This window comes from Prescottella sp. GW823-FHT02E09 (assembly GCF_058797375.1).
Window position 1 is genome coordinate 210,807 of sequence record NZ_JBXAJP010000005.1, and the last position, 12,787, is coordinate 223,593.

The 12,787-nt window shown below is 67.7% G+C and carries 15 protein-coding genes; 5 read left to right on the forward strand and 10 right to left on the reverse strand.

The window, feature by feature from the left end; genetic code table 11:
* The first annotated feature begins 85 nt into the window (after positions 1-85).
* Positions 86-871, forward strand: a complete 786-nt coding sequence (locus tag AC1RIF_RS14550; protein ID WP_492602074.1) for a pentapeptide repeat-containing protein — start codon at positions 86-88, stop codon at positions 869-871.
* Here AC1RIF_RS14550 and AC1RIF_RS14555 read toward each other — a convergent pair.
* Positions 857-1,447: a hypothetical protein gene (locus AC1RIF_RS14555; protein WP_492602075.1), complete on the reverse strand. Its 591-nt coding sequence runs from the start codon at positions 1,445-1,447 to the stop codon at positions 857-859. The genes AC1RIF_RS14550 and AC1RIF_RS14555 overlap by 15 nt on opposite strands.
* 122 nt (positions 1,448-1,569) lie before the next feature.
* On the opposite strand from AC1RIF_RS14555, the gene AC1RIF_RS14560 reads away from it, so the two are divergent.
* On the forward strand, positions 1,570-2,085 hold the full coding sequence (locus AC1RIF_RS14560) for a flavin reductase family protein (RefSeq protein WP_492602076.1): 516 nt from the start codon (positions 1,570-1,572) through the stop codon (positions 2,083-2,085).
* A 66-nt stretch (positions 2,086-2,151) separates the two neighbouring features.
* Positions 2,152-3,462 (forward strand): serine hydrolase domain-containing protein, encoded by a 1,311-nt coding sequence (locus AC1RIF_RS14565; RefSeq protein WP_492602077.1) that lies wholly within the window; start codon positions 2,152-2,154, stop codon positions 3,460-3,462.
* A gap of 64 nt (positions 3,463-3,526) precedes the next feature.
* Here AC1RIF_RS14565 and AC1RIF_RS14570 read toward each other — a convergent pair whose 3' ends face one another.
* The 8 genes from AC1RIF_RS14570 to AC1RIF_RS14605 all read right to left on the reverse strand — a co-directional run bounded on the left by AC1RIF_RS14570 (position 3,527) and on the right by AC1RIF_RS14605 (position 9,590).
* Positions 3,527-4,474 (reverse strand): sulfate/molybdate ABC transporter ATP-binding protein, encoded by a 948-nt coding sequence (locus AC1RIF_RS14570; RefSeq protein ID WP_492602078.1) that lies wholly within the window; start codon positions 4,472-4,474, stop codon positions 3,527-3,529.
* Positions 4,471-5,277: a sulfate ABC transporter permease subunit CysW gene (gene cysW / locus AC1RIF_RS14575; protein ID WP_492602079.1), complete on the reverse strand. Its 807-nt coding sequence runs from the start codon at positions 5,275-5,277 to the stop codon at positions 4,471-4,473. The genes AC1RIF_RS14570 and cysW overlap by 4 nt, the downstream gene beginning before the upstream one ends.
* A complete protein-coding gene (gene cysT / locus AC1RIF_RS14580) occupies positions 5,274-6,158 on the reverse strand; it encodes a sulfate ABC transporter permease subunit CysT (RefSeq protein WP_492602080.1) in 885 nt (294 codons plus the stop codon). The genes cysW and cysT overlap by 4 nt, the downstream gene beginning before the upstream one ends.
* A complete protein-coding gene (locus AC1RIF_RS14585) occupies positions 6,158-7,189 on the reverse strand; it encodes a sulfate ABC transporter substrate-binding protein (protein ID WP_492602081.1) in 1,032 nt (343 codons plus the stop codon). Before AC1RIF_RS14585 ends, cysT begins: the two co-directional genes overlap by 1 nt.
* A gap of 212 nt (positions 7,190-7,401) precedes the next feature.
* Positions 7,402-7,704, reverse strand: a complete 303-nt coding sequence (locus AC1RIF_RS14590) for an Ms4533A family Cys-rich leader peptide (RefSeq protein ID WP_492602082.1) — start codon at positions 7,702-7,704, stop codon at positions 7,402-7,404.
* Entirely contained in the window at positions 7,643-7,867 is a 225-nt protein-coding gene (locus AC1RIF_RS14595) for a hypothetical protein (RefSeq protein WP_492602083.1), read from the reverse strand. The genes AC1RIF_RS14590 and AC1RIF_RS14595 overlap by 62 nt, the downstream gene beginning before the upstream one ends.
* Positions 7,868-7,964: 97 nt before the next feature.
* A complete protein-coding gene (locus tag AC1RIF_RS14600; protein ID WP_492602084.1) occupies positions 7,965-8,996 on the reverse strand; it encodes a sulfate ABC transporter substrate-binding protein in 1,032 nt (343 codons plus the stop codon).
* Between the two features lie 237 nt (positions 8,997-9,233).
* Entirely contained in the window at positions 9,234-9,590 is a 357-nt protein-coding gene (locus AC1RIF_RS14605; protein ID WP_492602085.1) for an Ms4533A family Cys-rich leader peptide, read from the reverse strand.
* On the opposite strand from AC1RIF_RS14605, the gene AC1RIF_RS14610 reads away from it, so the two are divergent.
* Positions 9,488-11,422 carry a glycoside hydrolase family 15 protein gene (locus AC1RIF_RS14610; protein ID WP_492602086.1) on the forward strand — a complete coding sequence of 645 codons (1,935 nt, stop codon included), beginning with the start codon at positions 9,488-9,490 and terminating at the stop codon, positions 11,420-11,422. The genes AC1RIF_RS14605 and AC1RIF_RS14610 overlap by 103 nt on opposite strands.
* 47 nt (positions 11,423-11,469) lie before the next feature.
* On the forward strand, positions 11,470-11,847 hold the full coding sequence (locus AC1RIF_RS14615) for a VOC family protein (protein WP_492602087.1): 378 nt from the start codon (positions 11,470-11,472) through the stop codon (positions 11,845-11,847).
* 7 nt (positions 11,848-11,854) lie between these two features.
* Here the strand turns inward: AC1RIF_RS14615 and AC1RIF_RS14620 are convergent, their stop codons facing one another.
* Positions 11,855-12,787 carry an NAD(P)H-dependent flavin oxidoreductase gene (locus tag AC1RIF_RS14620; RefSeq protein ID WP_492602088.1) on the reverse strand — a complete coding sequence of 311 codons (933 nt, stop codon included), beginning with the start codon at positions 12,785-12,787 and terminating at the stop codon, positions 11,855-11,857.

The following is a 12,787-nucleotide window of genomic DNA, read 5'->3' on the forward strand; positions in this document are numbered from 1 at the left end:
GCCGAGGTCGCGCTCGATCCGTACCGGACCGCCCTGGGCGCAGCAGCCGCGTGGCAACTCTCCGCCTGACCCATACAGTGGGTCCGTGACGAAGGAGAAGCGCACCACGGCGAGTGCCGCATCGCTGCGCGGCAGATGGAGCCCTGAGGACGCAGCCCTGCTCGCAAGTCAGTTCGTCGAACAGGCCCGGTTCGTCGGCCGCAGACACGAGCTCGCATCTCCACACGGGACCACCGACGAAGGTCGCGTCGACCTGCGTGGCGTGAAAGCGGCGCGCGGATACTCGCTCTCGATCAAGTACCTCACCCTGGAGCGACTCGACCTGAGCCACGCGCAGGGCGCGTTCCACATGTTCGAGACCGAGGTGAGCGACAGTCGGTTCGACAAGATCTCCGCGTCGGGCAGCATGCTCGACCGACTCTTCGTTCGGTGCAGCTTCAGATCGGCGCGCCTGACGCGGGCACGGATCGGACGGACATTGATCGACTGCGACTTCACGGATGCCTCGATGCGCAAACTGACGCTCGGAGAGAACTCCGTGTTCGAGCGGTGCACGTTCCACGGGACCGACCTGGCCGACGCAAAGCTCGTGGGTGGCCGTTTCGTCGAGTGCACATTCGTCGACACCACGTTCTCCGCGCTCACGACGTTCGACAAGTGCGACTTCAGCGGCACCCTGCCCGAGCTCGGACCCGCGCGCCGCATCCGCTGCACCCATGACGGCACTCCCCTGCCCGACAACTGGCCCGGACAGGCCGACGCCGAGGAACTCGAACGCGACTATCTCGACCGCTACGTGCGCGCGGTGCGGGCAGGGACCGCGGAGACCGCGGAGAAAATGCCACTCGACCCCGAGTCACCGCCCCGCTGAATCACCTCGACCGACTGACGTCGGATCGTTGCCCGAATCTCCCCGGAACGCGGAACCGCGCTCTGCGAGCACCTCCGCCAGCACCCGAATCGCCTTGGGGCCCACACCGTGGAGCGCGAGCAGGTCCTTCTCCGAGTGCCGGGCGACGGCGTCCAGAGTGGTGATCCCGGCCTGCTGCAGCGCCCGGGTGGCAGGCCTGCCGATCGCCGGCGGCAACTCCCCGGTGCCGGGTTCCGCGTTCTCCGCGGCCCTGGATGCGGCGACGAGGACCTTCGGTGCACGGAACAGCCACGCCCGCCGGACCAGGTCGTTGAGCCGACGACCGTCGATGTCGGCGAGTGGGACCTGGACCCCCGACGTCCGACCCTGCCGGGTGATCCGCTCGGCGGTGGGAAGTGCCCCTAGGATCTCGTCGACCGTGTCCTCGGGGAGGCGCAACTGCACGCCGGCGAGATCGGCGGTGACCGAGACGAAGACGTTCCCCCGCACCTTGTAGGCCTCGAGGCCGAGGTGAGTACCGGCGGCCACCTCCGACAGGGACGTCGCGGCCTTGCGCAACTGACGGATCGTCGTCATACGAGCGATCGTAGGTGCCCGAGGGGAGACCGTGGCGTTCGGCACAATCCCTTTACCTCGAGTTAACTTCAGGTTCTAGCGTCGTAGCCGACACCCCGACGCACCTGACGAAGGATCTCCCGTTGACGACCGCCACCCCGATCTCCCAGCTCAGCGGCGACTTTCGTCGAGCATTCCGCGGCCATCCCGCCGGTGTCGCCATCATCACCGCCGAGGGCAGCGAGGGCCCGGTCGGGCTGACGTCGTCTTCGGTGGTGTCGATCGCGGTGGACCCGCCGATCCTCGGGTTCTCACTGCAGTCCGATCGGGGCTCGGCCGCCGTCATCGGATCCGCCACCAGTTTCCTCGTACACCTCCTGACCGCCGAGAACGTCGCCCTGGCACGGCTGTTCGCCACGCCCGGGACCCGGCGCTTCGGACCCGACATGCCCTGGTCACGTCTGGAGACCGGCGAGCCCTTGATCCACGGGACCGGCCACGCGATGCGCTGCACGCCCCTGTCGAGTGTCCAGGCCGGGCCGGCGACCGTCGTGACCGCCGCCGTGGAGGACATCTACGACCCCGAGCACCTCGGGGCGCCGCTGGTCTACCAGGACCGCAGCTACCACTGCGTGAGCCCGTGGACAGCTCTCCCCTGATCACTCGTTCGTTCAGCCCACCGATAGTCGCGCGAAAACCTTTACCGCAGCCATATTCTCGTGGCCATGCAGCCACCTCTCCGCCGAGCCCGCCGACGGGCCGGCGCCACGGCGCTCACCCTCGCCGCGACGGCCTCACTCGCACTCACCGCCGCCACCGCGCCGGCATTCGCCGCAAGTCCGGTGCTCCCGAATCCGGGATCCGCGATCGGTGATCCCTGGGAACTCCGGACCGTCATCCGCGCCGCGGCCACGGTCGTCGGCCACAGCGCGCCGGGCATGTCCGTCGCGATCGTCAAGCCCGACCCGAACGAGCCGGGCGAGTCGATCACCACCACCTACCACTTCGGATCGGCGGACAAGGAGAACCAGCGCAAGGTCGGCCCGCAGACGCAGTTCGAGATCGCTTCGGAGACCAAGACTTTCACGGGCGCACTGCTCGCGAAGCGGATCCACCTCGGGCTCTCCACCCTCGACGATCCCGCCCAGGACTACGAGCAGGACGTCACGTTCCCGACGATGAGCGGATCCGTAATCACGCTCGGGGATCTCGTCACCCACCGGTCCGGACTCACTGGCGATCCGGGAAACCTGGATGCGGGCTGCCCGGGTGGCGGAACGCACGGGTGTTCGGACGCGAAGGCCCTGTACAACCGGACACTCCTGTGGGAGGGACTCGAGGCGCCGAGCGCACTCGCGAACGCCCCGGGATCGACCTGGCTCTACTCGGATTTCGGGTTCGGCACCCTCGGCACCCTCATGGCGGACGCCTTCACACCGGGTAGTCCCGAGCCGCGGTTCGCAGACGTCGTCGAACGTGAGCTGACCGGGCCCCTCGGCATGGCATCGACCGTCCTCGAGGCACGATCGCCGGACCTGGCCCAGCCGTACAGGAACGGAGCCACAGCAAACCTCTGGAACAACACCGGCGCCCTCGCGGGCGGCGGTGGACTGATCAGCACCGTGTCCGACATGGCGAAGTGGGTGGCAGCCACCCTCGGCTACGGCGACAGCCCGCTGGTGCCGGTGCTCCAGTCGATGCTCGACCCCATCGCGGGCGTGGCGCCGACGAACCAGCCGGACATGCAGATGGGCATGGCATGGCAGCTGTACCCCGCGCAGAACGGAATCAGCGGCCCCTACGCCTTCAAGAACGGCGCCTCGAACGGCAGCACCAGCGCCACCTACCTCCTCCCGTCGGAAGGGTGGGGCGTCACCGTCCTGACCAACGGCCTGCACACACTCCCCCACGACCACGACCAGGTCGATCCGGCGACCGATCAGGCAGCCTTCGCACTGATGCGGGAACTCGCTCCCCGGTTCCCGACTCCGGAAACGGGCAGCGGTTCTTCCTCCTTCGGTTCCCTCGGGTCCTGAACCGGTACCGGATATGCCGTGGCCCGGTCCCTGTGCGGGGACCGGGCCTCCGCCTGACGCGGTGTCAGGCGGTGATATCGCTCGGCCGCACGTACACGGTCTCGCCCTCACGCAGGCCGAGGGTCTCGGCGTCGCTGCGGGTGATCTGCGCCGAGAGTTCCTGCGCGCCGGTCTTGGGCTGCAGTTCCACCCGCACCTCGAACCCGAGGTGCACGACCCGGGAGACCGTCGCCGCGAACGACTGCGGGAGCTGGGTGCGTTCGAGGCGCAGATCGTGAGGGCGGACCAGCCGTCCGTTGAGCCGCGCCACGGGCCCGAGGAACGACATCACGAAGTCGTTGGCCGGGGTGTCGTAGAGCTCCTGCGGGGTGCCGACCTGCTCGATCCGCCCCTTGTTCAGCACCGCGATCCGGTCGGCGACATCGAGCGCCTCCTCTTGGTCGTGGGTGACCAGGACCGTGGTCACGTGCACCTCGTCGTGCAGGCGCCGCAGCCACGTGCGCAGGTCGTCACGCACCTTGGCGTCGAGAGCGCCGAACGGCTCGTCCAGCAGCAGCACCTGCGGATCCACGGCGAGGGCGCGGGCAAGCGCCATGCGCTGGCGCTGGCCGCCGGACAGCTGCGCCGGGTAGCGGTGCTGGAAGCCGTCGAGTCCGACGATCGCGAGCAGATCGTCTACCTTCCTGGCGATCTCGGCCTTGGGGCGCTTGCGGATCTTGAGTCCGAACGCGACGTTGTCGCGTACGGTCATGTGCTTGAACGCCGCGTAGTGCTGGAACACGAAACCGATGTCGCGCTTCTGCGGCGGCACCCCGGTGACGTCCTTCCCGGCGATCGTGATGGTGCCCGAATCCGGCTGCTCGAGGCCGGCGATCGAGCGCAACAGCGTCGACTTGCCCGAGCCACTGGGCCCGAGCAGCGCCGTGAGCGAGCCCGACGGGATGTCGAGGGTGACGTCGTCGAGCGCGGCGAAATCGCCGTAGTTCTTGCGTGCCCCGGTCACGGTGATCATGTCGTGCTCCTCTTACGGTCGAGCAGAGTCATCAGCAGGAGGGTCACCACGGCGATCGACATGAGAAGTGTCGCCGCGGCGTAGGCCCCGAAGGTGTTGTGGTCATCGATGTAGCGGGAGTGCACGAGCAGTGTCAGGGTCTGCGACTGGCCGGGAATGCCCGACGAGACCATGATGACCGCGCCGAACTCGCCGAGCGCGCGGGCGACGGTGAGCACGATGCCGTACGTCAGGCCCCAGCGGATCGCGGGAAGGGTGATCCGGGAGAACGTCTGCCACTTGGACGCCCCGAGCGTGGCCGCGGCCTGCTCCTGTTCGTCCCCGATCTCGTGCAGCACCGGTTCCACCTCGCGCACCACGAACGGCAGCGTCACGAAGATCGTGGCGATCACCATGCCGGGCAACCCGAAGATCACCTTGAAGCCCAACGATTCGACACCGCCGAACCACCCGTTGGCACCCCACAGCAGGATCAGCGAGACGCCGACGACGATGGGCGACACCGCGAACGGAAGATCCACGACCGACTGGAGCAGTCCGCGGCCGGGAAAGCGACCCCGCACCAGTGCCAGCGCGGTGACGATGCCGAAGATGACGTTGATCGGCACGACGATCGCGACGATCAGCAACGACAGGTTGAGCGCGGAGATCGCGGCCGGGGTACTGATCGCGTGATAGAACGCCACGAACCCGTGCTCGAAGGTGCGGTACAGGATCACGCCGATCGGCACGATCAGGAGCACGAACAGGTAGCCGAGGACGACGGTACGCAGGCTGATCCGCGCCCAGGGGGAGATCTTCACTGCGCCTGCTCCTCTCGACGCTGGTTCCGTGCGGCAAAGATGCGCAGCACGAACAACGTGGCGAACGCGATCGCCAGCAACGCCACCGACACCGCCGCCGCACTGACGGGGCGGTCGATCTCGATCTGCTGCTGGATGTACTGGGAGGCCACTTGCGTCTCGCGCGGGATGTTGCCACCGATCAGCACCACCGATCCGTACTCTCCGATCGCACGGGCGAAAGCGAGCCCGGCGCCACTGATGATCGCCGGCGTGAGGATGGGGAGCACCACTCGACGGAAGATCGTCCAGTTGTTCGCACCGAGCGACGCCGCAGCCTGCTCCACCTCGCGGTCGGCCTCCATCAGCACCGGCTGCACCGAACGGACGACGAACGGCAGGGTGACGAACGCGAGCGCGACGATCAGGCCCGGCTGAGTCGCATTGAGGTGCACGTCGATCGGGCTCTGCGGCCCGTACAGCGACAGCAGCACGATGCTGGCGACGATGGTCGGCAACGCGAACGGAAGATCGATGAGCGAGCCCACGATCCGCTTACCCGGGAACTCGTCCCGCACCAGCACCCACGCGATCATCGTGCCCATCGCCACGTTGACGAGCGCGACGATCACCGACACCACGATCGTCACGCGGAGCGCGGCCAGGGCGCCGGGCGCGGTGACCGCGTCCCAGAACCCGGACCATCCGTCCTCGAACGATGTCACAGTCAGCGCCGCCAGCGGCAGCAACACGATGATGCTCAGCCACAACGCTGCGACCCCGATCCCCAGCGGACCGACGGCGCCGGTGACCGAGAACCTGCGCCGGACGCGTCCTTTCGGTTTCCGTGGTGGTGGGGCCTGCACGGCGGGCTGCGGCGCCTGAGTCGTCACTGTCGTCATCACTTGGTCGCGTTCTCGTAGATAGCGGCGATCCGGCCCGAGTCCTGCTCGAACAGATCCTTGTCGACGGCGTCCCAGCCACCGAGATCGGCGACGGTCCACAGCTTCTGCGGCGTCGGGAAATCGGCCGCGTACTCGGCCATGACGGCCGGGTCGACGGGCCGGAAGCCCGCCTCGGCCCACTGCCGTTGCGCCGCCGGGGTGTACAGGAAATCACGGAACGTGACCGCGGTGGACGCGTTCCGACCGGTCGAGACCACCGCAACCGGATTCTCGACCTTGAAGGTCACCGGCGGGGTCACGTGCTCCACCGGATCACCCTTGCGTTCGGTGAACAGCGCCTCGTTCTCGTAGCTCAGCAGCACATCACCGGTGCCCTGCAGGAACATCTCGGTCGCCTCGCGCCCCGACTTCGGCTGCACCGTGACGTGTTCACCGATCAGCGCACCGAGATACTCGAGACCGGCCTGTGGATCGCGCCCGCCGTCGCTTGCGGCCGCATAGGGGGCCAACAGGTTCCACTTCGCCGACCCCGAGCTGAACGGGTTCGGGGTCACGACCTCGACGCCCGGCCGGAGCAGGTCGTCCCAGTCCCGGATGTCCTTCGGATTGCCCTCGCGGACGACGAGCGTCACGACCGAGCCGAACGGGACGCCACCGTAGGCGTTCTCGTTCCAGCTGTCGTCGACCAGACCCGCCTCGACCAGGCGTGTGATCTCCGGTTCGACGGAGAAGCTGACGAGGTCTGCCGGGACTCCGTCCCTCACCTTCCGGGACTGGTCGCCCGACGCCCCGTACGACGGGTTGAACCGCACTCCCGCGCCTTCGCCGGTCTGAGCGAACGCGGCCGTGACTTTGTCGTAGCCCGGCTTCGGAACTCCGTACGCGAACATGTCGATCGTGCCGCCGCTGCCGTCGGCCCCGACGTCGACTCCGCCCATGACATCGCTCGATCCGCCGCTACACCCGGCGAGAACGACGGCTCCGACCGCGACGAACGCGGCCAGGAACGGGCGGGACCGATACTTCATACGGATTTACCTTCCTACAATGCCTGCAGATGCAGAAGGGCTCGCGCGAAGAATGCCTGGGACCGGACGGTCGGTACGGTCGAGGCCTGAATGCGAGTGACCGGAATTCGGGAGATGTTCGCGGCGCACGTCACCGCGGAGCGGGACCCGGAGCCTACTGCGCGTTCGGACCGAACACGCGTGTCACGAGAGAGCGAACACCGAGACTGGAATCAGCAACAGTCGATGTCGGCGACTGCGAGTCGGCCGACAGCGATCAACGCCAGTTCATGGCGGACCCGGTGAGCGACGACTACAGACACGCGGCAGACTTTAGCAGAGCACGGAAGAGCACGGAACCGACGTCCGAACGGCGCGAGGCGCTGGTACGGACGGGTCAGCGGGTGAAGTACCAGGCGATGACGACCAGGACGATCAGCGCGATCAGCGCCAGGGTCACGCGTGAGCGTGGCATCAGGAACCCTCCACCTTCGTGTGTGCGTCCACGCGGACGTCGGAACCGGCCGGCTCGGCACGACCGACCGCCGCGAACAGCGCAGACAGCACGCGGTCGAGCGCCCAGGCGATCCCGAAACAGACAGGAATCATCACCGCGATCACCAGGACGACCTGGGGGATGAACGGCAGGCCGGCGACCCATAGTTCGGCGCCGTCCCACCAGTTCGCGAGTTGATCCACCCGACCACCCTAGCCGTTGGCGGAACGGTGACCGAACACGGCGCATAGGTCGCCGCATCCGGTCACCGGCGGCACGAGATTCCCGCGCGGGAGGTCCCTACTTCGTCGCGTTCTCGTAGATGACGGCGATGCTGCCCGTCCCCTGCTTGAACAGGTCCGCATCGACGGCTGACCAGCCACCGAGATCGGCGATCGTCCACAGCTGCCGAGGTGTCGGGAAGTCCGCCGCGAACTCCTTCGCAACGGCCGGATCCACCGGCCGGAAACCGGCCTCCGCCCACAGCTTCTGAGCCTCGGCGGTGTACAGGTAGTCGCGGAACGCGGTGGCCTGGGAGATGTTCGGGCTGTTCGAGATCACCGCCACCGGGTTCTCGATCTTGAAGGTGGTCGGCGGGGTCACGTGTTCGACCGGATCACCGTTCCGCTCGGTGAAGAGTGCCTCGTTCTCGTAGCTGAGCAGCACGTCGCCGGTGCCCTGCAGGAACGTCTCGGTGGCCTCGCGCCCCGACTTCGGCTGCACCTTGACGTGCTCGCCGACCAGCTTGCCGAGGTAGTCGAGACCGGCTTGCGGGTTCTTGCCGCCGTCGCTCTTCGCCGAGTAGGGAGCCAACAGGTTCCACTTCGCCGAGCCGGAACTGAACGGGTTCGGGGTCACGACCTCGATCCCGGGCGCGAGGAGGTCGTCCCAGTCCTGGATGTTCTTGGGGTTGCCCTCGCGGACGACGATCGTGACGACCGAGCCGAACGGAATCCCGTTGTAGGCGTCCTTGTTCCAGTCCTCGTCGACCAGGCCGGCATCGACGAGGCGGGTGATGTCGGGCTCGACCGAGAAGTTCACGAAGTCGGCCTGCGCACCGTCCTTGACCTTCCGCGACTGGTCGCCCGATGCCCCGTAGGACGCGTTGAACGCCACGCCCTCACCCTCCTCGGTCTCGGAGAAGGCGGCGGTGACCTTGTCGAATCCCGGCTTGGGGACCGCGTATGCGAACAGATTGATCGTGCCGCCGCTGCCGTCGGCGCCGGCAGTGGCGCCACCGGCGACATCACTCGAGCCGCCGCTGCACGCGGTCAGCGCGACTGCGCCGATCGCGGCGAGTGCGGTCAGGAACGAACGGGAACGATGCCTCATGAATTGCCTTCCTACCAGGCTCACACGTGCTGTGGATGCCGTACCAAATAGACCCGGCGCATGCCGGGCTGAGAAGAACGGAACAATGAAGTCGGAACGCGGACAGAAGTCCGGGGGTAGACGGCGTTCGGTACGAATCACGCACGGGCTGTTACCCGCGACGAGCGGGGAAACCGAAGTTACGACAGAGGTGCGGCCGAGACCGGATCCACGAGAATGCCTACGCCGGGACCCGCGTCAGCAACAGTGAATGTCCGCAACTGCGAGCCCGCCGACGGCAATCAACGCCAGTTCATGGCGGATGCGGTGAGCGGCGGCTGCAGACACGTCGCAGACGATAGCAGACGTCCGCCGATAGTCGAACAAGCCGAACGATTCCGAACAACCGAACAGCACCGCCGGAGAGGTCCGCCGAACGGTGGACGCTGGCGGACACACGGGTCGATGATGAGGGGATGACGTCGCAGGCCGAGCAGTCCGTGACCACGCAGATGGGCGATTCCGACGAGGTCGCACCGAAGCGTCGCAGCGCCTTCCCACCGATAGACGACTACGCGTTCCTCTCCGATTGCGAGACGAACTGCCTGGTTGCACGCAACGGCGCCGTCGAGTGGATGTGCGTCCCGCGACCGGACTCCCCCAGCGTGTTCGGCGCGATCCTCGACCGTAGCGCCGGGCACTTCCGGATCGGTCCGTACGGACAGAACGTGCCGTCGGCGCGTCGCTACCTGCCCGGTGGTCTGATTCTCGAGACCACGTGGCAGACGCAGACCGGCTGGCTGATCGTGCGCGACGCACTGGTGATGGGTCCGTGGCACGCCAACGAACAACGCTCGCCGACGCGCCGTCGAACCCCGTCGGACTGGGACGCCGAACACATCCTGCTGCGGACCGTCAAGTGTGTGAACGGCACCGTCGAGTTGGAGATGAGTTGCGAGCCGGCGTTCGACTACCATCGCGCCCCGGCGCACTGGGAGTACACCGGCAAGGTGTACGAAGAGGCCACCGCCACGTGTCGCACCGCCTCTCCGAGCGAGCAACCGACGCTGCGGCTGACATCGAATCTGCGACTCGGACTCGAGGGTCGCGAGGCCCGCGCCCGCACCCGCATGGTGGAGGGCGACAACGCGTTCGTGGCCTTGTCGTGGTCGGAGCAGTCGGCCCCGCAGAACTTCGACGAAGCCGCCGACAAGATGTGGCAGACCACCGAGTGCTGGAGACAATGGGTGACGATCGGGCGTTTCCCCGACCATCCGTGGCGGAGCCACCTGCAAAGCAGTGCGCTGACGCTCAAGGGCTTGACCTACGCGCCGACCGGCGCCCTGCTCGCCGCACCCACCACGTCACTGCCGGAAACCCCAGGTGGCGAGCGGAACTGGGACTATCGGTACGCCTGGGTGCGGGATTCGACATTCGCACTGTGGGGCCTCTACACCCTCGGGCTCGACCGTGAGGCCAACGACTTCTTCTCGTTCATCTTCGACTCTGCACAGTCGGACAACGGCGATCCCGCCGCACTCCAGGTGATGTACGGCGTCGGCGGCGAGCACACCCTGGTCGAAGAGGAACTCGGTCACCTGAAGGGATACGACGGGGCCCTGCCCGTGCGGATCGGCAACGATGCCTACAACCAGAACCAGCACGACATCTGGGGGACCCTGCTCGACTCGGTCTACCTGCACGTCCGGTCCCGCGACCAGGTGCCCGAGACGTTGTGGCCGCTACTCGAACGGCAGGTCCAGGAAGTCATCGAGCACTGGCGCGAGCCGGACCGCGGGATCTGGGAGGTGCGCGGCGAGCCGCAGCACTTCACGTCGTCGAAGATCATGTGCTGGGTCGCGCTCGACCGCGGTGTCAAGCTCGCCAATCTGCACGGCGAGAAGGCCTACGCGGCTCAATGGGCCGACATCGCCGACGAGGTCAAGGCTGACATCCTCGAGCACGGCGTCGACGAACGAGGGGTGTTCACGCAGCGCTACGGGCACCCGTCCCTCGACGCCTCGCTACTACTGGCTCCACTGCTGCGGTTCCTGCCCGCTGACGACCCACGGATCCGGGCGACGGTCCTGGCGATCGCCGACGAACTCACCGAGGACGGACTGGTGCTCCGCTACCGCGTCGAGTCCACCGACGACGGCCTGTCCGGCAAGGAGGGCACGTTCACGATCTGCTCGTTCCTGCTCGTATCCGCGCTCGTCGAGATCGGGGAGGTGGAGCGAGCCCGGGACCTGTGTGAACGGCTGCTCGCGTTCGCGAGTCCCCTCAAGCTCTACGGCGAGGAGATCGACCCCAAGTCCGGCCGACACCTGGGCAACTTCCCGCAGGCGTTCACCCACCTGGCGCTCATCAATGCCGTCGTGCACGTCATCCGCGCCGAGGAGTCCGGCCACACCGGGACGTTCCAGCCCGCGCACGGCCCCTCCTGACCTCGGGAAGCTCTGCGCCTGTCGGTGTCCTGTGTCACGATCTGCGCATGCTGGATCATCTGGGAATTCAATGCGCCGACATCGCGGCCGGTGCCGCGTTCTACGACGCCGTGCTCGCTCCGCTCGGCGGACAGCGGGTCATCGAACCCGCCCCCGGTGTCATCGGATACGGCGTGCCGCCGCATCCGGACTTCTGGATCAGCCCGCTGGTGCCCGCCGACGCCGGCTTCCGCGAGAACCACGTCGCGTTCGTCGCTGACACCCGCGCCGCGGTCGACTCCTTCTTCGCCGCTGCTGTCGAGATGGGCGCCGAGGTGCTGCACGCACCGCGCGAATGGCCGGAGTACCACCCCGGCTACTACGGCGCGTTCGTGCGCGATCCTGACGGCAACAACATCGAAGCGGTCTGTCACCGCCCCGAATGAGATCGGGTCAGAAGGCTCGGCGCAGCAGACGTTCGGCATCGGCGGCGATGGTACGGACGACCTCGCCCGCCGGCCGCTCCGACGTGACGAGACCCGCCACCTCGCCCGCGTAGACGACACCCTGGTTCGAATCCGCGGCATCGTATGCGGCGGAAAGTGTTTCGTTGTCGGCGCCCCGCCCGTGCCACTTGGAGGTGTAGTCGTTGGCGAGTGCCCGGCCGCCCCACCGCGCAGGCCACGGCTGGTCGCGGGCCTGATCGAAGATCGACGTGTAAACGGTGTCGGCGCTGCCGGCCTCGATCAGCTTCTGGCGCGCGTACTCCGGACCGATCGTCTCGGGGCTCGCGAGCAGGGCGGTGCCGATCATCGCGCCCTCCGCGCCGGCCGCGATCACCGCGGCCAGGCCACGGCCGGTGCCGATGCCACCGGCGGCGAGCACGGGCAGGCTCGTGGCGTCAAGCACCTCCTGCAGCAACGGCAGCGTCCCGATCCGTCCGGTGTGACCACCGGCCTCGCCGCCCTGCGCGATCACGAAGTCGACACCCGCCCGCTCCACCACACGGAGATCCTCGACGGTGTTGACCTGTGAGACCGCCAGCGCGCCGGCCGCGTGAACCCGCTCGATGTAGGGGGCCGGGTCGCCGAACGACAGCGACACCACGCGCGGCTTCTCGGCGAGCGCCGCGTCCAGCAGAGCGTCGTCGGCGTCGAGCGACCACGTCATCAGGCCGATCCCCAGGAGTCCGCCGCCGATCTCGCGGGCGATCGCGGACTCGGCGGCGATCCACTCCGGCGTCGCGTAACGCGCCGCGCCGAGCAGACCCAGGCCACCGGCCCGGGTGACCTCTCCCGCGAGACGGCCGCCCGCGCGTCCGCCCATCGGGGCGCCGAAGATCGGCACCTCCAGCCCGAGCTCACGGGTCAACCAGGTGCCGATCAT